The 18,508-nt window shown below is 66.8% G+C and carries 18 protein-coding genes; 10 read left to right on the top strand and 8 right to left on the bottom strand.

Annotation, left to right across the window (positions count from 1 at the left end):
- Positions 1-77: 77 nt before the first annotated feature.
- On the top strand, positions 78-830 hold the full coding sequence (locus QRN53_RS03975) for a GntR family transcriptional regulator (RefSeq protein WP_285242721.1): 753 nt from the start codon (positions 78-80) through the stop codon (positions 828-830).
- 6 nt (positions 831-836) lie between these two features.
- Here the strand turns inward: QRN53_RS03975 and QRN53_RS03980 are convergent, their stop codons facing one another.
- Together QRN53_RS03980 and QRN53_RS03985 are read right to left on the bottom strand one after the other, a co-directional pair.
- Positions 837-1,295 (bottom strand): PTS sugar transporter subunit IIA, encoded by a 459-nt coding sequence (locus QRN53_RS03980; protein ID WP_285242722.1) that lies wholly within the window; start codon positions 1,293-1,295, stop codon positions 837-839.
- On the bottom strand, positions 1,295-1,525 hold the full coding sequence (locus tag QRN53_RS03985) for a PTS sugar transporter subunit IIB (RefSeq protein WP_285242723.1): 231 nt from the start codon (positions 1,523-1,525) through the stop codon (positions 1,295-1,297). Before QRN53_RS03985 ends, QRN53_RS03980 begins: the two co-directional genes overlap by 1 nt.
- A gap of 232 nt (positions 1,526-1,757) precedes the next feature.
- On the opposite strand from QRN53_RS03985, the gene QRN53_RS03990 reads away from it, so the two are divergent.
- From QRN53_RS03990 to QRN53_RS04005, 4 genes are read left to right on the top strand one after another with little or no spacing between them, the layout of a single operon-like run.
- The gene (locus QRN53_RS03990) at positions 1,758-3,008 is read left to right on the top strand and encodes a PTS transporter subunit EIIC (protein ID WP_285242724.1); all 1,251 of its coding nucleotides are present in this window, start codon (positions 1,758-1,760) and stop codon (positions 3,006-3,008) included.
- Positions 3,009-3,051: 43 nt separating this feature from the next.
- Positions 3,052-3,831, top strand: coding sequence for a glucosamine-6-phosphate deaminase (gene nagB / locus QRN53_RS03995; RefSeq protein ID WP_285242725.1), 780 nt, complete (start codon positions 3,052-3,054; stop codon positions 3,829-3,831).
- On the top strand, positions 3,816-4,628 hold the full coding sequence (locus tag QRN53_RS04000) for a copper homeostasis protein CutC (RefSeq protein ID WP_285242726.1): 813 nt from the start codon (positions 3,816-3,818) through the stop codon (positions 4,626-4,628). Before nagB ends, QRN53_RS04000 begins: the two co-directional genes overlap by 16 nt.
- Positions 4,618-5,817 carry an N-acetylglucosamine-6-phosphate deacetylase gene (locus QRN53_RS04005; RefSeq protein ID WP_285242727.1) on the top strand — a complete coding sequence of 400 codons (1,200 nt, stop codon included), beginning with the start codon at positions 4,618-4,620 and terminating at the stop codon, positions 5,815-5,817. Before QRN53_RS04000 ends, QRN53_RS04005 begins: the two co-directional genes overlap by 11 nt.
- Before the next feature lie 40 nt (positions 5,818-5,857).
- On the opposite strand, the gene QRN53_RS04010 is transcribed toward QRN53_RS04005, so the two are convergent.
- From QRN53_RS04010 to QRN53_RS04025, 4 genes are all read right to left on the bottom strand, one after another.
- Positions 5,858-6,685 carry an MBL fold metallo-hydrolase gene (locus tag QRN53_RS04010; RefSeq protein WP_285242728.1) on the bottom strand — a complete coding sequence of 276 codons (828 nt, stop codon included), beginning with the start codon at positions 6,683-6,685 and terminating at the stop codon, positions 5,858-5,860.
- 173 nt (positions 6,686-6,858) lie between these two features.
- Entirely contained in the window at positions 6,859-7,734 is an 876-nt protein-coding gene (locus QRN53_RS04015) for a Rieske (2Fe-2S) protein (RefSeq protein ID WP_285242729.1), read from the bottom strand.
- A gap of 106 nt (positions 7,735-7,840) precedes the next feature.
- Entirely contained in the window at positions 7,841-8,140 is a 300-nt protein-coding gene (locus QRN53_RS04020) for a putative quinol monooxygenase (protein ID WP_285242730.1), read from the bottom strand.
- Positions 8,141-8,258: 118 nt separating this feature from the next.
- The gene (locus tag QRN53_RS04025) at positions 8,259-9,722 is read right to left on the bottom strand and encodes a cation:dicarboxylate symporter family transporter (protein ID WP_285242731.1); all 1,464 of its coding nucleotides are present in this window, start codon (positions 9,720-9,722) and stop codon (positions 8,259-8,261) included.
- A 237-nt stretch (positions 9,723-9,959) separates the two neighbouring features.
- Here QRN53_RS04025 and QRN53_RS04030 point away from each other — a divergent pair, with 237 nt between their 5' ends.
- A complete protein-coding gene (locus tag QRN53_RS04030) occupies positions 9,960-10,988 on the top strand; it encodes a hypothetical protein (protein WP_285242732.1) in 1,029 nt (342 codons plus the stop codon).
- An 11-nt stretch (positions 10,989-10,999) separates the two neighbouring features.
- Here QRN53_RS04030 and QRN53_RS04035 read toward each other — a convergent pair whose 3' ends face one another.
- Complete coding sequence (locus tag QRN53_RS04035) at positions 11,000-12,028, bottom strand: Lrp/AsnC family transcriptional regulator (protein ID WP_285242733.1); 1,029 nt, start codon at positions 12,026-12,028, stop codon at positions 11,000-11,002.
- Between the two features lie 128 nt (positions 12,029-12,156).
- On the opposite strand from QRN53_RS04035, the gene QRN53_RS04040 reads away from it, so the two are divergent.
- The 3 genes from QRN53_RS04040 (at position 12,157) to QRN53_RS04050 (ending at position 15,987) form a co-directional block, all read left to right on the top strand.
- Positions 12,157-13,383, top strand: a complete 1,227-nt coding sequence (locus tag QRN53_RS04040) for a M20 metallopeptidase family protein (RefSeq protein WP_285242734.1) — start codon at positions 12,157-12,159, stop codon at positions 13,381-13,383.
- A 98-nt stretch (positions 13,384-13,481) separates the two neighbouring features.
- Positions 13,482-14,735 (top strand): MFS transporter, encoded by a 1,254-nt coding sequence (locus QRN53_RS04045; protein WP_502934817.1) that lies wholly within the window; start codon positions 13,482-13,484, stop codon positions 14,733-14,735.
- Positions 14,736-14,814: 79 nt separating this feature from the next.
- Positions 14,815-15,987 carry an ROK family transcriptional regulator gene (locus tag QRN53_RS04050; RefSeq protein ID WP_285242736.1) on the top strand — a complete coding sequence of 391 codons (1,173 nt, stop codon included), beginning with the start codon at positions 14,815-14,817 and terminating at the stop codon, positions 15,985-15,987.
- Here the strand turns inward: QRN53_RS04050 and QRN53_RS04055 are convergent.
- The gene (locus QRN53_RS04055) at positions 15,980-17,041 is read right to left on the bottom strand and encodes a BadF/BadG/BcrA/BcrD ATPase family protein (RefSeq protein WP_350224156.1); all 1,062 of its coding nucleotides are present in this window, start codon (positions 17,039-17,041) and stop codon (positions 15,980-15,982) included. The two genes, QRN53_RS04050 and QRN53_RS04055, sit on opposite strands and share 8 nt — an antisense overlap.
- Before the next feature lie 151 nt (positions 17,042-17,192).
- Between QRN53_RS04055 and QRN53_RS04060 the strand changes: the two genes are divergently transcribed.
- Entirely contained in the window at positions 17,193-18,455 is a 1,263-nt protein-coding gene (locus QRN53_RS04060) for an ABC transporter substrate-binding protein (protein ID WP_285242738.1), read from the top strand.
- Positions 18,456-18,508 lie beyond the last annotated feature (53 nt).

The following is an 18,508-nucleotide window of genomic DNA, read 5'->3' on the forward strand; positions in this document are numbered from 1 at the left end:
GTTACCCGGACAGCTTCTTATGGAATAATCCGAAGAAGTGGTCCTAACCGGACCGCTCCAGACTAAGGAGGGGCTGGATGTCCGCCACACCAGGCACCACGGCGCAGGCGGCCAACGCGCCCATCAACAACTCACAGATCCCCAAGCATGAGCAGCTCCGGCTCATCATCCTCAAACTCGCCAAGGAGGAGCTGGAGCCCGGCGCCCGGCTTCCCAGCGAGCGGACGCTCATGGACTCCTACGGCGTCAGCCGGATCACCGTGCGCGCCGCGATCGGCCGCCTGGTCAACGAAGGGCACCTGGTGCGGGTCCCGGCCAAGGGGACGTTCGTGGCGGACTCCCCCGTCCAGTCCACCCTGCACCTTGCCTCGTTCACGCAGGAGATGGAGGCGATGGGCCACGTCCCCAGCACGGTGGTCCTGGTGGCCGAACAAGTGGCAGCCCCCGACGAAACGGCAACCGCGCTCAGCCTCACTCCCGGCGCGGAGGCATTCCACCTGAAACGGCTCCGTCTGGCGGACGGCAGGCCGGTCAGCGTGGATGATGCCTGGTACAACCCCCAGCATGCGCCCGGGCTGTTGGGGATCGATCTCACCGGTTCCGTCTACAAGGCACTCGCTGCGCAGTTCGGCCACCAGATCGACCGGGCCCGCCAAAGCGTCCGGTCCGAGGGCGCCCCGGCCGACGTCGGGGCGCTCCTCGGCACGGGAACCGGAGCTCCGGTGCTTGCGTTTGACCGCGTGTCCTATTCGGGCACCCTGGCCATCGAGCATTCACGCTCGTGGTACCGGTCGGACCGCTACTCCCTCACCATGGAAGTCCGCCTGTAAAGCAGCTCAGCCGAGCGTAAACAGCAGTTCGCCGGCGCCCACGGTGCCGGCCTGCACAAGGGTGGCAGTGTCCGGTTTGGTATCCAGCACGACGACGGGGCTCACCATTGAGTAGCCCGCGGCCAGGGCCGCGGTGGGATCCACGTGCATGACCCGCTCGCCGGCCTGGACCACGTCCCCTTGGGCCACCAGCACCTTGAAGCCTTCGCCCTTGAGCTTGACGGTATCGATGCCCACATGCGTCAGGACGCCACGGCCCGATGCTTCAACCACCACGAAGGCGTGCGGCAGCATCTTGACCACTTTCCCCGCAACGGGGGACACGACGTCGAACGCCACCCCGGCGGGCGGCTCCACTGCCGCGCCGGAACCCACCATCTGACCTGCGAAGACAGGGTCCGGAACATCCGCGAGCGGAACTACCGACCCGCCGATCGGGGCGTTAACGGGCAAGGACGGCGCCACTAGAGGAGGTCCTCGATGTCTTCGGCGAGCGTGTCCGCTTCGGGGCCAACAATGACCTGCACGGCGGTGCCGGCGGTCAGGACGCCGTGGGCTCCCGCAGCCTTGAGCGAGGCCTCGCTGACCAGCGAGGAGTCCTTCACCTCGGTGCGCAGCCGCGTGATGCACGCTTCCACTTCCACGATGTTGCCGGCTCCGCCCAGGCCTTCGATGATCTTTTCTGCTTTGGACATGGCTGCCCTTTCTGACGGTGCCCGTACGGAGCACATCTTCCAACACCTGGGCCGGCGGCCCCGGTACGACCAATGATGGCTTCATTTGCCACGGGCGGCCCGTCCTGGAGGGAATTTTCCTTCCTTGACACCGGACCGTGGGATGAATCACACTGAACTGGTCATAACCAGACAGTACCGGCTGGAACCCATTCTTCACAAGCCCCCATCCGAACCCCGCAGAGGTGCAACCATGTCAACATCCGAGACCACCGCCCTGGCTCCAGAGAAGAAGCCAAACAGGGCCTTCGCCACCCTTCAGCGGCTGGGCCGCTGCCTGATGCTCCCCATCGCCGTGCTTCCTGCCGCGGGCATCCTGCTGCGCATCGGCCAGGCCGACCTGCTCGGCGCCATCCCCGGTTTCGAGGGCGGCGCGTCCGTCATCTCAGCCGCAGGCAACGCCGTCTTCACGTGGCTGCCGCTCATCTTCGCCGTCGGCATCGCCGTCGGCTGGGCCAAGAAGGCCGACGGTTCCACCGCACTCGCGGCCGTGGTGGGCTACATGGTGATCGACGGTGTCTTCAAGGCGATGTCCCCCTTGGTCCTGGACGGACAACTGGACCCTGCCGGAAAGCCGGCCATGATCAACTACGGCGTCCTCGCCGGAATCGTGGTGGGCCTGCTGTCCGCCGTCCTGTGGCAGCGGTTCTACCGCACCAAACTGCCTGACTTCCTCGGCTTCTTCAGCGGCCGCCGCCTGGTTCCCATCCTGACCTCCGTCACCAGCCTGGTGGCCGGCGTCGTCCTGGCCCTGCTGTACCCGCTCTTCAATGCAGGCCTCACCGCCGTGGGACAGGCCGTGGCAGGCAACGCGGTGCTAGGCGGCGGAATCTACGGCTTCGCCAACCGCATGCTCATCCCCGCCGGCCTCCACCACATCCTGAACTCCGGCGTCTGGTTCCTGATCGGCGATTACACGGACGCATCCGGCCACCTGGTCCGGGGCGACCTCAACCGCTTCTTCGCCGGCGACCCCACCGCGGGTACCTTCATGACCGGTTTCTTCCCCATCATGATGTTCGGCCTGCCCGCCGCGGCCTTGGCCATCTGGCGCCACGCCAAACCCTCCCAGAAGAAGATCGTGGGCGGCATCATGCTCTCCACCGCGCTCACGGCATTCTTCACCGGCATCACCGAACCGCTCGAGTACTCGTTCATGTTCGTCGCGTTCCCGCTCTACGTCGTCCACGCCGCCCTGACCGGAACGTCCATGGCCCTGGTGAACGCACTGGGCATCCACGACGGCTTCACGTTCTCAGCCGGCCTGATCGACTTCGTCCTCAACTTCGGCAAAGCACAGAACGCGTGGATGCTGATCCCGATGGGCCTGGGCTACGCGGCCATCTACTACTTCCTGTTCTCATTCGTCATCAAGCGCTGGAACCTGCGCACCCCGGGCCGCGAGGACGACGAGGTAACCGTGGAAACCGAAGCCGCGAAATAGACCGCCCACCAACAGCAACCTCCACCCGAAAGCATCACACCGCATGGAAATCATCATTCTGCCCACCCCTGACGACGTAGCCCGCATGGCCGCGGATGCCATCGAGGAACAGGTCCGCCGCGGGCCGTCCGTCCTTGGCCTGGCCACGGGCTCCACTCCCCTGGGCACGTACCGGGAACTCATCGACCGGCACCGCAACGGCGGCCTGAGTTTCGCCGAAGCCCAGGCCTTCCTGCTGGACGAGTACGTGGGCTTGCCTGCAAGGCATCCGCAGTCCTACCACTCGGTCATCCGGGACGAATTCACGGCCAGCGTGGACTTCGGCGCCGGCGCGGTCCACGGGCTGGACGGGATGGCCCCGGATCCGGAGGCGGAGGCCGCCGCCTACGAGGCCCGGATTGCGGCCGCCGGCGGTGTGGACATCCAGATCCTGGGCATCGGGACGGACGGCCACGTGGGATTCAATGAGCCCATGTCCTCGCTCGCCTCACGCACCCGGATCAAGACGCTCACCCGGCAAACCCGCCAGGACAACGCCCGCTTCTTTGACGCACCGGAGGACGTGCCCGACCATGTGTTGACCCAGGGCCTGGGCACCATCCGGGAGGCCCGGCACCTGCTGCTGCTGGCTATGGGCGAGGCCAAGGCAGAGGCCGTAGCGGCCGCCGTCGAAGGTCCCGTCGCGGCGGCATGCCCGGCATCGGCCCTCCAGCTGCACCCGCACGTGTCGGTACTGGTGGACGAGGCCGCGGCCTCACGGCTCGCCCACCGTGAGTACTACCAAGACACCTTCGGCCGGAAGCCGGCATGGCAGGGACTCTGAGCCCCAGGCGCGTGCCCGAGGCCCGGACCGTGCCGCAGCTCGAGCTCGCGGTGGAGAATGCCGACGGCGTCCGGCTGGCCGCCGCCGTGGGCGCGGCCCGCGTTGAACTGTGCGCCGCCCTGGCCGAAACAGAGGGCATCACGCCGAGCATCGGCACCATCGGGCAGGCGTGCGGCCTGGGCCTTCCCGTGCATGTCCTGGTGCGTCCCCGGCCGGGCGACTTCATGTATGGTCCGGACGAGCTCGATGTCATTGAGCGCGATACCACCGCGGCTTTGGCAGCCGGAGCCGCGGGCGTGGTGGTTGGTGTCCTGTCCGCCGACGGCAGCCCGGATATCCCGGCGCTCCGCCGCATCGTGGCGGCAGCGCGGGCCGTGAAACCGGATGCCGAAATCACCTTCCACCGCGCGTTCGACGCAGCCTTGGCGGCCGGCGTCGACCCGGCGGGGGCGCTCTCCCGGCTGGAGCACGCCGGAGTGGACCGCGTCCTCACCAGTGGGGGCAGTCCCGACTGCGCCACGGGGTTGGAGATGCTGGGCAGGATCGTGCAGCAGGGACGCCGGAGCGCGCCCTCGGTCCAGATCATGGCCGGCGGGGGCGTCACCCTGGCGCTGGTACCGTCGCTCCTTGAAGCGGGAGTCCATGCCGTGCACACTTCGGCCCGACCCCGGCACGGCGGCGCTGCGGGCGGCGGAGACCGGTCCGGCATCGCGGACCCCGCGCTGGCCGAACGCATTGCTGCCGCAGTGGGCGCCGATGCTTCCGACGAACGAAGGACTCTCAAAGATGGGCAATGAAGTTGTTCTTCGCGGCCGGTTGGTCACCGCCTCGCTGGATATTGCGGACGGGGTGGTGGCGGCCGACGGCGGCCTGGTCACCTTCGCGGGGCCGGCGCAGGGTTTCCCCGGGGTACTTCCGCCGGAGGCACCCGCCGGCCGGGTCCTGGTGCCCGGCCTGGTGGACGTGCACTGCCATGGGGCCTTCGGTTCGGATTTCTCCGAGGGCGATGCCGGTGGCGCCGAGCGGGCGGCACGCTACCTGCACGGGCGTGGAACCACCACCTTGGTGGCAAGCCTGGTGACCGGGAAGCCCGCGGACCTGGTCCGCAACCTTGGAATGTTGCGGGAACTGGTTGGCCTGGGACTGATCGCGGGCTCGCACCTGGAGGGTCCTTTCCTCTCGGGCCACCAGTGCGGCGCCCACGATCCCGGCCTGCTCCTGGAACCAGATCCTGCTTTGGTGGCCCGCATGCTGGCCTCGGCGGGTTCAACGCTGGCCTCCATGACGCTGGCGGCCGAGCTTCCCGGCGCCTCCGAACTTTCCGGCAGGCTGGCGGCCTTGGGCATCATCCCGTCGCTCGGCCACACCGCCGCGGACCACGCGACGGCGGCAGCCTTCCTGGCGCACGCGGCGGCGGCTTTGGGCTCGTCCGGCAACCCGGCCGGGAGGAGCCGCCCGACCGTGACCCACCTGTTCAACGCCATGCCTCCACTGCACCACCGCTCGCCCGGGCCGGTATCGGCGAGCCTCAGCGCGGCCAAGGCCGGGCAGGCAGTGGTGGAGCTGATCGCTGACGGCGTGCACCTGGCCCCGGAAACCGTGAAGTTGGTGTTTGACCTCGTGGGGCCGGAGAACATCACGCTGGTGACCGATTCGATGGCCGCCACCGGGCTGGCGGACGGACAGTACATGCTGGGATCCCTCGCCGTGACGGTTGCCGGCGGCGTAGCCCGGGTCGATGCCACGGGCGCTATTGCCGGGGGTACCAGCACGTTGCTGGACGTTGTCCGCTGCTGCGTGGCTGCCGGAGTTCCATTGCGTGATGCCGTCACCTCAGCCACGGCCGTCCCTGCATCCCTGCTGGGCCTCTCGGCGCAGGCAGGTGACCTGCGCGCCGGGATGCAGGCCGACGTCGTGGTCCTCGACCACGACCTGGCCCTGACGGCAGTGCTGCGAAGGGGTGAATGGGTCAGCGCACCCGGCTGAGGATTGGCCGCCGGCTGGTGACCTCCGCCTTGCAGTGGCCTTAGACAGCGCCGGGCGCCCCGGCGGCGCGGCGGCGAAACGCGGTCCGCTGCCTCGGTTCCTTCGCAGCCAGGGACCGCAACCGGGGAACGATTCCGAAAGCCAGCGGCTGCCCGTGGCCGGGCGCCAGCAGGCGTGGCCCCAGTTCAGCAAGCCGCGTGACGGAGTCTTTGGCCAGTTCCATGTTCCATGTGGTGTACCAGGGCGGCCCGGACAGATCGGGCAGTCCCAGCAGGAGCCCGCGGAAGGAGTTCAGGTTCACTGTGGCGACTGCGTCGCCGGTGATGAGCACGCCGTCGCCGGCGCGCCAGTAGGAAACATGCCCGGCGGTATGGCCCGGCGTGGGCACTACCACCCAGCCAGGCAGGCCCGGCACCTCGCCGCTGCGGGGAAGGGACCGCACGAGGTCCGAAATGTCACCCGCCACCTCAACCCTGCGACGCGCACGGGCCGGGAGCGACCACATCAGCGGGGCCGTGATCCACCGGTCCAGCGGCATGGACCGCGCGGGGACGTACCTGCCGGCCGCCATGGGCAACTCGGCCCGGTGGGCGTACACCGGCACCTCCCACGCGCGGGCCAACGCACCAGCGGCGCCGGAGTGGTCGGGATGGATATGGGTCAGGAGGATCGCGTCAGGTTTCGCCCCGCGCCCAACGACCCGCTCAACCGCCATGCGGGCTGGTTCCGCGCTGCCACCCCAGCCGCAGTCGACCAGCACCCAGGACGGACCGGACCGGACAAGGTAGAAGTTCGAAGCAACCGGGCCGCTGCCGGAGGTGAGGAGCAGGAGGCCGGAAGCGATCTCCCGAGGTTCAGAAACGCGCATTGTCCGGTCACACCCCCGCGTGCTGGATCAACCAGCGCAGCCGCCCAGGGACGCTGCGGCGCTGCCTCATGGTTGCACTCCGCCGGCACCCGCCATGAGCCCAGTCTTTCGTCGTTCCGCACCGCGCAGTAGGGCCGAATGGCCTTGCCGCGCCGGCCACGGCAACTGCCCGGTCAGTCGGCTCCCGGCAGGCAGACCTCCACAATGCCGCCGTTGGTCCGGGTTTCGAAGACCGGCTGGCGGGCGGTGGCCGGCCCGGCTTTGACCTCGCCGGTCCGCAGCGAAAAGGCGCTCCGGTGCCACGGGCAGACGACGCACGGGTCCCCGCCGTCGTCCTTGATCTTGCCCTCATGAAGTGGTCCGGACAGGTGGCTGCAGACGTCGGACAGAACGTTGACGGTGTTACCCTCGCGGTGGACCAGAAGCGGGATCCCGGCCACGTCGCGCTTGTGGAGGCCGCCTTCGGGCAGGTCGGCCAGGGGCGCCAGGGGATGCCAGCCGGACGGGAACCGGTGTGGGATTTCCTCGCTGTGGTTCACACCGGCGGCCTGCCGGTAGGTGAGATGGCCGCCCAGGAAGCCGCCGGCACTCGCCGTGGCCAGCCCCAAGTACGCCAGTACCTTGCCGCTGCCCTGGCTGCCCCTCGCCCGCTGGACCAGCGAGGCAAGGTAGAGGCCCGTAGCTGTCACGTTGGCCGCCGCATGCACCAGCCCCACCCGCTGCTGCTGCGGGTGCAGTTGCGACCAGTCGGTGAACCCGGCCAGGGCGGACGGGACCACGCTTGCGGCCCCCACTCCGATCAGGAGCGTGGCGGCCTTCCCACCTCCGGGAACTGCATCAAGCACGCCGGCCGAAAGCCAGGCACCGATAGGCACCTGGACAGCGAGGGGGTGGACCGGGTGGCCGATGGGGACACCGTGCAGGGCATCGCGGGCCCAGCGGGCCGGAATGGCCTTCTTCACGGCTTTCCGGACGCTCTTGGCCAGGGGATCAAGCCAGTCGGCATCCTCGAGGCGGGTGACAATTTCCAGCGCTGGCAGCGGTTTCATGTGGCCTCCTTACCCCGATTACCGTAGCCCACTCACGCTGGACCGGTACCCAAAAAACCGGAACTGTTTTGCCCCGGCTTTGCCGGCAGTGCACGGAGGGCCGGCCCTACTGCAGCGGCGAGCCCAGCACCGTAAAACGGTGGCCGCTCATTTGCCCGGAAAGCAACGGCATGGCTTCGGCGATCGCAGCGCGTGTGCTCTCCAGCTGCAGCGAGGCCTGGTGCGCCTCCGCGGATTCCCAGAGTTCCGAAACGAACACCGTGTCCGGAACGTCGTCATTGATCCCCACCTCGTAGAGCAGGCAGCCGGCCTCCCGCATCCCGGGCTTGGGCCGGAGCAGGATTGCCACGAGGGCATCGCGCCGGCCGGGTTTGGTTCCGAGCATTCCCACGTTGGCAAAAGTCATAGGGACAGTGTGCATCATGGGCCGGACAACAGTCCCGGGGACGGCCAGCCAGGCCGGGTCAACAGCGCGGCCGCAACAACGGAACGGCTGGAGCGGCGGCCCGGGCGGCCGACGGCACCTACCGGACTGAGGCCGGCGCAGCGGGTGCCGGCTGCCCTGCTGGCGTGCCCGGGTGCGTGATGTCAACGCCGGTTCCCGCCCCGTCGCCCGGCAGCACCGTGGCAACGCCCGGCTGTCCCGCCACTGCCGGCGTCGTGCCGTCACCAGCGGAGTCCGTCACGCCGTCCTCGCCGGCGAACGCCCGCAGCATGGCCTCGCGATCGAACTGGCCCTCCCACTTGGCCACCACGAACGTGGCCACGCAGTTCCCCAGCAGGTTCACCACAACACGCATGGAGTCCATCAGGCGGTCGGCGCCGAGGAGGAGCGCGACGCCGGCTACCGGGAAGATCCCCAGCGCCCCCGCCGTGGCGGACAGGGCAAGGAAGGCAGAGCCAGGAACTCCTGCCATGCCCTTGGATGTCAGCATCAGGATGCCCAAGGCCGCGAGCTGCTGGCCCAGGTCAAGGTGGTAGCCGAAGGCCTGGGCCAGGAACAGCAGCGAGATGGAGAGGTAGATGGCGGCGCCGTCCAGGTTGAACGAGTAGCCGGTGGGCACCACCAGGCCGGTGGTGGCGCGGGAGCAGCCGGCGCTGGTCAACTTGGCCATGATCCGCGGCAGGACGGACTCTGTGGACGCCGTGCCCAGCGCCAGCAGAAATTCCTCCCTGGTGTACTTGATGAACTGCCACAACGGCACCCGGGGGTAAACCCATGCCACCACGAAGAGGAGCCCGATGAACACCACTGCGGCGGCGTAGCAGGCGGCGATCAGCACCGCGTAGGTCCCGAGGGAGTCGAGGCCGTACTGGCCGATGATGAAGGCCATGGCGCCAAACGCTCCAACCGGCGCCGCACGCATTACCCAGCCCATGATCTTGAAGAACAGTTCCAGCACGGTTTCCATCAGGGTGATTACCGGCAGGCAGCGTTCACGTCCGACGACGACAATCGCCGCGCCGAAGAAGACAGCGAAACAGAGGACCTGGAGGAGGTTGTTGCTGGCGAAGGCACCAACGACACTGGTGGGGATGATGCCGAGCAGGAAGGCGCCCGCGTCCTTGGGCGGGGCGGTGGAGGTTTTGGCGTTGAGGGCGTCCTGGGACAGGGTGGCGGGATCGATGTTGAGGCCGGCACCCGGTTGCACCAGGTTGGCGACGATAAGCCCGAAGACCAGGGCGAACAGCGTAGCGCCGGTGAAGTAGGCCAAGGCCTTGACGCCCACCCGGCCCACGGCCTTGACGTCGCTGACCGCGGCGATCCCTGTGACGATCACCAGGAATATCAGCGGGGCAATGATCATCTTGATCAGCTGGATGAAGCCGTCCCCGAGCGGGCGGAGCCCTGCGCCGAGGTCCGGCCAGAAGTGGCCTACGAGGACACCCGCCACCACCGCCGCGAGGATCTGGACGAAAAGCGATGTGTACAGCGGCTTCCTGCGTGCATCGTGGGCCGGCGGCCGCGGCGTGGCGGTGATCTTCATGCTGTGTGCCTGTTCGTTGGGAAAGACACCGTACGGGAGCGGTATCTGCGTCGGAGGGCGGCGCCAGGAACGCCGCAGGGTCATCCCAAAGGTAGGGAGCCCATGTTTCCGGAAAGATAAATCCGTAATGCGGAAGTATTAAGTATTTATTCCATACGCTGTACGGTTGATGCGGCTCCAGCCCACCAGCCCGGGCTGCGCCGGCAAACACGCTCCATCGGCAAACAAAGGGACCCAATGGAAGACCCCGCGCAGGGCAAGACCGGACCAACGCAGGACACCGGACCCTCTGTCACGGACCCAACCTCCCGGCGCCCCGGCCGGAGCATCCGCACGCCCGCGGGCCGGGGGCCGGGCGCGGAAGCCGGCCTCGCCGTCCTGTTGGGCATCGCCGCTGCACTCGTGGGGCTCGCCCCCTGGCTGCTCACCGGGGCCCGGCTTCCGCTGCAAAATCTATGGGCCTACGACGCCCTTCCGCCGGACATGCCCATCACGTTCCTGCCTCTGAGCCAATACCGGGGAACCACCATTGTGGCGTTGTTGACGGTGGGCGCAGCGGCCGCGGGAGTGGCCCTGCGCGCTTGGAAACCTGCCCGCCGCGGCGTCACCACCGCCGGCGCCCTGTGTGGCGTGCTGCTGGTCCATGTCGCCGCCACGGTCCAATCGTTCAGCGCGCTCAACGACGGATTGGCACCCGGATCCAGCTCAGCCCTGTATTTCGCCGGCCTGCTCGGCGGCACCATCGCCGCGATAGCTGCCGGCGCCCTGGCGCTCCTGATGCTCGCAGCAAGGTCCCGCGTCGTGGCCACCCTGGGCGTCGGCTGCATGGCTGTACCGGTCGCGTCCTGGCTTGCCGCCGCCGCCACATTCATGGCAGGCGCAGACGCCGTCCCCGTCTCGATCAGCATGGCCTGGCGCTGGCTTCCGGCAGTCCTGATTGGCCTCGCCCTGGCGTGGTGTGGATTCAGGCCACTCGTCCGGCTCCTGGTGTGGGCGGCCGATGCGGCGTTGCTCTGGCTGGTTCCAGCGCTTTTCACCAGCGTGAATTACGTTCTGGGAACCCGCATCCACCTTGGCGACTTCCAGGAGATGGCCGTGCTGTCGCGCCAGATCCTGGCGGCCAGCCTGGGGTCGTCAGGCGGCGCCGGCCCCAACATCCTGGTGGCCGTGATCATTGGGACTGCGGGGGCATTGCTCCTCAGCGTCCGTGGGAGGAAGAAGATGCGGCAGGCAAACCTCGCGGACGACGACGGCCGCACCGCTTAGCACCACGCGCCTTACCCGGCAGCCCCCAGGTTCGCTTCGTGCACCACGGCGCCGCTCGCCGTCGTATCCTCCCTCAGCATCCAGCCCACCCGCTTGACCGTCCGCAGCATCACGGCGCTCTCGACGATCTCGATGCCGGGCACCTTCTGCTGCAGCGCCAACTCGGCGGACATGATGTCGGCCAGCGAGTGCAGCCACATGATGATCACGAGGTTGGTGGGTCCGGTGGTGGAGGCACTGAGCCTGACGTTGCTGATGGTGCGTATCCCCGCCGCAGCCGCCTCATGGCCGCCTGCCGGTACGTTGACGAACCACTGGCACGTCACCGGAAAAGACGAATACCGCTGGGCGATTTCGCAGCGGAAGGACAGGATGCCGCTTGCCAGCACTCGGTTCAGCTGGCGCTGGGTCGTTGCCGGGTGGCGGCCCAGCGCGCGGGCAATGTCCGCGGCCGTGGCGCGGCCGTCACGGGCCAGGAACGGCAGGAGGTCGAGGTGGCTCTCAGGAAGCCGGCTCGCGGACGGCGCCGGTTCGGACCCGGCTGGCGCTCCGATCGTCCGGAGGGCCGCCAGCTGCGAGCGGCTCAGGACGTTCAGGCGCCAGTCGTCGCCGCTGCTGTGCAGGCGCGTGCACAGGGCCACCTGGTACTTGGTCAGGCCTTCGATGGCCTTGAGCCTGGAGACGATCTTGTCGCTGAATTCCTCCAGCGAGCGGGTGATGACGGTCAGCATCAGGTCCCGGTTGCTGGCCGCCTCTTCCACTGTGACGATTTCCGGAATAGCGGCCAGCTGGGCCGTGACGCTTTCCCGCCGGGTCATCTCACAGTCCACGGCCACGTAGGCCAGGAGCATCTGCTTCGGATCTCCGGCCAGGTGGGCCGTCACCCACGACGCGCCGCTGGAGGTCAGCCGCTCCCATCGGGCAGCCAACGTGGTGGCGTGTACGCCGAGGACCTTGGCAGCATCGGCCCAGCCCAGCCGGGGGGCGGCCTGCAGGACCTGGATCAGGGCAAGATCGTCCTCACTCAGCTCCTCTGACATTTTCTCCCTTGCACGAATCCTGTTCGGAAACAGCCCTCCAAGCATAATTCCGGCGGTTTCGCCGAGTGTGAACCACGCCACTCCAGAATAGTCCACGAGCCCGGATGCCCATTGCCAAGGAGTGACACATGCCCATAACCGCTGATGCCAAGGACCTGCAGGAAGACCTCGTCCGCCTGCGCCACGACCTCCACCGCCGGCCGGAAATCGGACTCCAGCTTCCCCGCACCCAGGAGAAGGTCCTCCAGGCGCTGGACGGACTCCCCCTTGAGATCACGCTCGGCAAGGATACGACCTCGGTCACCGCAGTCCTTCGCGGCGGGCACCCGGGAGGGGAGTCCTCCGGCCCGCGGCCCGCAGTCCTCCTGCGCGCCGACATGGACGGGCTGCCCGTCCAGGAGAAGACCGGCGTCGACTTCACGTCACAAGCGGACGGGGCCATGCACGCCTGCGGCCACGACCTGCACACCTCCATGCTCGCGGGAGCCGCCACCCTCCTGGCCGAAAAGAGGCACCTGCTCGGCGGCGACGTCGTCCTAATGTTCCAGCCCGGAGAGGAAGGGTTCGACGGGGCAAGCCACATGATCCGCGAAGGTGTCCTGGACGCCGCCGGAACCAGAGTGCAGGCAGCCTACGGAATGCACGTGTTCTCCTCGCTGGAGCCGCACGGCACCTTCTGCACCAAGCCCGGCGTCATGCTCAGCGCCTCTGACGGGCTGGAGGTCACGGTACTCGGCGCCGGCGGCCACGGCTCCGCCCCGCATTCGGCGAAGGACCCGGTTACGGTCGCCGCGGAGATGGTAACTGCGCTTCAGGTGATGGTCACCCGGCAGTTCAACATGTTTGATCCCGTAGTCCTGTCCGTGGGCGTGCTCCACGCCGGAACCAAGCGCAATGTCATCCCCGAAACCGCCCGCATCGAGGCCACCATCCGGACCTTCTCGGAAACGTCGCGGCTGAAGATGATGGACACTGTGCCGCGCCTGCTCAATGGAATCGCCGCTGCGCACGGGGTGGAGGTGGCCGTCGACTACCTGCAGGAATACCCGCTCACCATCACCAGCGAGGATGAAACCCACACCGCCGAGAAGGTGATTACGGAACTGTTCGGCGAGCGCCGGCTCTCACGCTGGGCAACGCCCCTCAGCGGGTCCGAGGACTTCTCCAGGGTGCTGGCCGAGGTGCCCGGCACCTTCGTGGGCCTCAGTGCCGTTGCCCCGGGCGCGGACCCCGCCACCTCACCGTTCAACCACTCACCGTACGCAACGTTCGACGACGGCGTGCTGGCTGACGGGGCCGCGCTGTACGCGGAACTCGCCATGTCACGGCTGGGCGCCCTCGCCCCGGCCGCCTAGCCTCCGGCACACCGCCGCCTGCCGCCCCCAGACCCCAGACCCCACCGACCAGGAAGAACACCATGTCCGTCGCAGTAAGCAAGCCCCAGACTGGACGCATGTCCACCGCGAAAACCATCGTCGGCACCGGCATCGGCAACGCCGTTGAATGGTACGACTGGGCCATCTACGCCACGTTTACCCCCTTCATCGCCAGCCAGCTGTTCAGCAAGGAGGACCCGGCGTCGGCTGTTTTGTCCACGCTGGCGATCTTCGCCGTCGGCTTCGTGGCCCGGCCCTTCGGCGGTTTCCTGTTCGGCTGGATCGGCGACCGGGTGGGCCGGAAGACCTCCATGACGCTCGCCGTCGGCCTGGCTTCGCTGGGCAGCCTGATGATCGGCGTTGCGCCCACATTCGCCGGCGTCGGCGCCTTCGCGTCGCTGATGCTTCTGGCGGCCCGGCTGGTCCAAGGCCTTGCCCACGGCGGCGAGCTGCCGTCGTCGCAAACGTACCTGTCCGAAATGGCACCCAAGGAGCACCGCGGATTCTGGGCCACCCTGATCTACACCTCCGGCACGGTGGGCATCCTGTTCGGCACCCTGCTGGGGGCTGTCCTGAACATGGCACTGAGCACAGAGGCGATGAACGCCTGGGGTTGGAGGGTCCCATTCCTGATCGGCGCGGCGATGGGCCTCTACGCGCTGATCATGCGGTCGCGCCTGCACGAAACCGAAGCATTTGAGGGCGAGGCAGTCACTGCCAAGCGTGCAGCGATCTGGCCGCAGATTGTCCGCTACCGCAAGCAGGCCCTGCAGGTGATCGGCCTGACCGTTGGCCTCACGGTGATCTACTACATCTGGGGTGTGGTGGCGCCAAGCTACGCCACCACCGCCCTGAAGATCGACCGCGGCGAAGCTCTCTGGGCCGGTGTGATCGCCAATATCGTGTTCATCGCCGCACTGCCGGTCTGGGGCAAGCTCTCAGACCGGATCGGCCGCAAGAAGGTCCTCTGGGCCGGGGCCATTGGGTCCGCCGTCTTGCATTTCCCCATGACCTGGCTGCTGAAGGACTCCGCCTGGCAGTTGGCGGTAAGCATGTCAGTGATGCTGATCTTCGTGGCGGCGAGCGCCGCAATCGTCCCCGCGGTCTACGCCGAACTGTTCCCGACGTCCATCCGCACCGTGGGCGTGGGCGTCCCCTACTCCATCTGCGTGGCGGTCTTCGGCGGCACCGCTCCCTACCTGCAGCAGTGGCTGGGTTCCTCCCTCGGGGCGCCACAGGTGTTCAACATCTATGCGGTTCTCCTGCTGGTGATCAGTGCCGCCTTCGTGTTCACCATTCCTGAGACCAAGGGCAAGGACCTGACCCACTAGGGCCTCCAGGAGTTTCTGCCGACATCCTTTACCCCCATCAATAGTTGTCACTATGATGAACAAGTCTTGATGGAGTCGGATGAACAAACCGCGCACCGCCACCACCAAAGTGGTTACGGAGATTAACCGGACCGCCATCCTCGATGCGCTGCGCCTCCAAGGACCCTTGTCGCGCGCCAGCATCGGCCGGCATACCGGCCTAAGCCCGGCCACGGTGGAACGCCTGTGCTCGGCGCTGGTCGAAGCAGGCCTCATTGTCGTCGACGGTTATGAGCGCTCCTCCGGCGGACGGCCCTCGATCCTATACCGCTACTCCGGGGAAAGCCGCGTGGTGGGTGCCATTGATGTCTCCGAACGCCAGGTCCGCGGCCGGCTCGTGAATTTCGACGGCAAAGTCATCACCGAGGAAGTCATACGGTTCGACTTCGGCGCCCCGGACGCCGCTCCGGACGTGCGGCTCGCCGGAACCCTGGAGATCGCAGACAGGCTGGTGGCCGCCTCGAAACGGATCTCCAAGCCCTGCGCCGGGCTGGGCGTAGCCGTACCCGGGCTCGTGCACGGCAAAGAGGGCCGGGTGGCCAAGACCATTGAACTCGGCTGGAACGACGTAGCACTGGGAGCCATCATCCAGTCCCGGACCGGCCTGCCCGTACTGATAGAGAACGACGCCAACGCCATCGGCTTTGGCGAGTGGTCCCAAGGGGCGGGACAGGGAGCGCACAGCATGGTGGCTTACGTTCTTGGCGTCGGGGTGGGCGCCGGGATCGTCCACGACGGCGCACTGCTGCGCGGAGCGCGCTCCGCCGCCGGGGAGATCGGCTTCCTGGTCACCGAGCGGGCACACCTGGCACGGCCCTACGCAACGCAGGGCGACCTCGAATCGCGGGTGTTGGGGATTGCCCGGCAGTTCGCTTCAGACCACGGGGCCAGCGAAGAGGACGCGTTTGCGGCGCTGTTTGATGCTGCGGCGGCTGGAAAACCGGAGGCAGCCGGTCCGGCCAGCGAAGTGCTGGACTACATCGGGCTGGCCTGCATAGCCCTCTGCACCGTCATCGATCCCGAGATGATCGTCCTCGCCGGACACCTCTCGAATAAGCCCGACTTCGTTGTGGAGGAGATCCGGAAAAGGATCGTCGGACGCATCGCCTATCCTCCGGGAATCACGGAGGGGCACCTCGGCGGCGACGCAGCCCTGGTAGGCGTTGCACAGCTGACGATCGCCCGGGCCAGATCAGCCACCTACCTCAGCTGACCCGCTCCGGACTGCCATGCTGACCTTGTACAGGCGCGCCACTTTCAGGACCCGCCAGAGCCTCAGCCAGCGCTACGGCCCCCGCCACCGGGGGTTCCCGAAGAACCACAAGGTCCACGCCTGGGCTGAACTCCGCTATCTTCCGGCGTATGAGTGCTTCATACGCCGGCTGGTTCACGATCACGCCACCGGCAGCCACCACCACCTGGCCCGCCGCACCGCGATCCAGCAGATGACGGACTCCACGCGCAAGCCTGGTGCCGGCCCGGTCCACGATTGCCCCGGCCGCCTGGGAGCCGGCATCGGCGGCAGCAAAAATCAACGGTGCGTGGGCGCCCCACTCGGCGGGACCTGCCTGGTCCAATGCCGCAGCAGCCAACTCGGGCGCATCGGCTGCGGCAAAGGCATCCAGCACAACTCCATAGAGCACGTCCTCCGCAAGCTTGCCGCTGTCGCCCGCAGCGAGCGTGGCACGGAGCGCCGAAGAAACCAGTGCCGAGGAACTGCCCTGGTCCCCGAGGGGCCAGCCGTGTCCATCCACCGTGATACGGGTCCCGTCCGACGTCGTCCCGCATATGACGGCACCCGTGCCCACGATCATCTGGATGCTCTCGGAGTAATGCATGGCATGGCCCAACAGCTGGGCATCATTGACGACGACGACCCGCCCAGGCAACAATCCGGACATCACCCGCGATGCCGCCTCAATCTGCCTGCCTGTATCGCAGCCGTGCATTCCGAGGACAGCCACGGATCCGGGCAGGGGGGCGCAGGCAGCCTCCAGCGTTTCCGCCAGCCGGCGGAAATTTCCGGGGTCGGAAAACAGGTCCCCCACACGCCAGGCCCCGGACGGAACTACCATCTCGGCTCCCAATGCCCCGCGCGGTCCCACGGTACGGACATGGGTCTTGGTTCCGCCTACATCAACGCCGATGATGCGTGCCGGTGGCCGGGTGCAGTTTTTTATCACGTTGACATAAAAGCATCGCATTGAACGGATTGCAAGCATTGCCCACAGATGGCCCCTGCCCGGAAATGCGGGGTCAAAACGCATTGTTTTCCGCAAAGTCGACGTGTGCTGGTTCACACCAAGGACCAAAAATGTATTGACTCGCTAACTATTGTATTGATATGAAAGTAAACACGTTCCGACGAAGAAGCGACCCTAACGCTCTCGGAGGGCCATAATCCACGAAAGGTGTTCCGTGAAAAAAACAGCACGCGTATCCGTAGCGCTGCTCGGGGCGGGAGCGTTGATCGCCTCCTTCACCGCCTGCTCCGGCGGCTCCTCCGACAGCAAGGCCTCCGCTCCCCTTCAGTTTGTCCTCTCAGGCGATGGCACCCAAGGTGGCGGATACCAGAAGATGGCAGACCTGTACAAGGAAAAGACGGGAATCACCGTCGAAATTGTTGACGTACCCAGCAACGATCTCACCACCCGGCTGCGTAACAGCGCCCAGGCGGGCGAGCTTCCGGCCTTGGCTGCGGCCGGCAACGTCGATCCCCTGTGGAAGGATCAGCTGGTTGACCTGAGCTCCGTGGCCAAGGCCCAGAAGATCCTGCCGCTGCTGTCGGTCAAGGATCCGTCGGACGACAAAGTCAAGGCCCTCCCCACCAGCCTTACCTCGGTAGGCATGTTCATCAACAAATCACTCTTCGACAAGGCAGGCGTCACCTACCCCACTGATGCCAGCCAGAGCTGGACCTGGGACGAATTTGTCGCCAAGTCGGAGAAGGTCCGGCAGGCTACCGGCGCACAGTACGGCATGGTGATGGACCCGTCCGCGCACCGTTTGCGTTCGTTCCTATACGAATTCGGCAGCAAGGGCGTCGAGGACAACAACGGTTCCTTTACGGCCAACGACCAGACGAAGACCGCCCTTGAGTACTTCAAGAAACTCAACGACAACGGTTTCATGCCCAAGGCCGTATGGACCGCAGGCGAGGACGCGAGCGCTACGTTCAAGAGCGGCCAGGTTGTGTCCTACTACTCCGGAGTCTGGCAGATCGCCGATTTCCAGAAGAACATCACCAATTTCGAGTGGGCATCCGTTCCCACCCCCCAGCAGCCCGTGAAGGCGACCAACTACGGTGCGGCGTCATGGATTGTGGCCTTCAACGGCACCGGGCAGGAAAAGGAGGCCCAGGCCTTCATTGACTGGCTCTATCAGCCCCAGCAGTACACCCAGTACTGCGAGATCAGCGGCTGCTTGCCCGCAGTCTCCGGCCTCGACGTCAAATACCCCAAGAACCAGGACGCGTTCGCCCTTTACAACGCTGAGATCGCGGCCTCCCCCGACGTCTCTTCAGTTCAGACGGTGGATCAGCTCAAGGGTGGCTACAGCGGCAAATTCCTGCCCTCAGAGCCGCTCAAGGACGAAACCATCAAATATCTCAATGGCCAGCAGAATGTTGACCAGACGGTGACGAAGATCCTCGCCACCACCAAGGATGCACTGGGCAACTAAGCTCCGTGGGGGTTGCGCGGCCCTTCTGGTCCGCGCAACCCCGCAATCGAACC

The organism is Pseudarthrobacter sp. fls2-241-R2A-127 (assembly GCF_030209355.1).
Taxonomy (GTDB): Bacteria; Actinomycetota; Actinomycetes; order Actinomycetales; family Micrococcaceae; genus Arthrobacter.

What these genes read in the sequence shown, in the direction of transcription:
- QRN53_RS03975 (WP_285242721.1), top strand. Translation starts at nt 78, where the DNA reads ATGTCCGCCACACCAGGCACCACGGCGCAGGCGGCCAACGCGCCCATC.
- QRN53_RS03985 (WP_285242723.1), bottom strand. Translation starts at nt 1,525, where the DNA reads ATGTCCAAAGCAGAAAAGATCATCGAAGGCCTGGGCGGAGCCGGCAAC.
- QRN53_RS03990 (WP_285242724.1), top strand. Translation starts at nt 1,758, where the DNA reads ATGTCAACATCCGAGACCACCGCCCTGGCTCCAGAGAAGAAGCCAAAC.
- nagB (WP_285242725.1), top strand. Translation starts at nt 3,052, where the DNA reads ATGGAAATCATCATTCTGCCCACCCCTGACGACGTAGCCCGCATGGCC.
- QRN53_RS04000 (WP_285242726.1), top strand. Translation starts at nt 3,816, where the DNA reads ATGGCAGGGACTCTGAGCCCCAGGCGCGTGCCCGAGGCCCGGACCGTG.
- QRN53_RS04005 (WP_285242727.1), top strand. Translation starts at nt 4,618, where the DNA reads ATGGGCAATGAAGTTGTTCTTCGCGGCCGGTTGGTCACCGCCTCGCTG.
- QRN53_RS04010 (WP_285242728.1), bottom strand. Translation starts at nt 6,685, where the DNA reads ATGCGCGTTTCTGAACCTCGGGAGATCGCTTCCGGCCTCCTGCTCCTC.
- QRN53_RS04015 (WP_285242729.1), bottom strand. Translation starts at nt 7,734, where the DNA reads ATGAAACCGCTGCCAGCGCTGGAAATTGTCACCCGCCTCGAGGATGCC.
- QRN53_RS04020 (WP_285242730.1), bottom strand. Translation starts at nt 8,140, where the DNA reads ATGACTTTTGCCAACGTGGGAATGCTCGGAACCAAACCCGGCCGGCGC.
- QRN53_RS04025 (WP_285242731.1), bottom strand. Translation starts at nt 9,722, where the DNA reads ATGAAGATCACCGCCACGCCGCGGCCGCCGGCCCACGATGCACGCAGG.
- QRN53_RS04030 (WP_285242732.1), top strand. Translation starts at nt 9,960, where the DNA reads ATGGAAGACCCCGCGCAGGGCAAGACCGGACCAACGCAGGACACCGGA.
- QRN53_RS04035 (WP_285242733.1), bottom strand. Translation starts at nt 12,028, where the DNA reads ATGTCAGAGGAGCTGAGTGAGGACGATCTTGCCCTGATCCAGGTCCTG.
- QRN53_RS04040 (WP_285242734.1), top strand. Translation starts at nt 12,157, where the DNA reads ATGCCCATAACCGCTGATGCCAAGGACCTGCAGGAAGACCTCGTCCGC.
- QRN53_RS04045 (WP_502934817.1), top strand. Translation starts at nt 13,482, where the DNA reads ATGTCCACCGCGAAAACCATCGTCGGCACCGGCATCGGCAACGCCGTT.
- QRN53_RS04050 (WP_285242736.1), top strand. Translation starts at nt 14,815, where the DNA reads ATGAACAAACCGCGCACCGCCACCACCAAAGTGGTTACGGAGATTAAC.
- QRN53_RS04055 (WP_350224156.1), bottom strand. Translation starts at nt 17,041, where the DNA reads ATGCGTTTTGACCCCGCATTTCCGGGCAGGGGCCATCTGTGGGCAATG.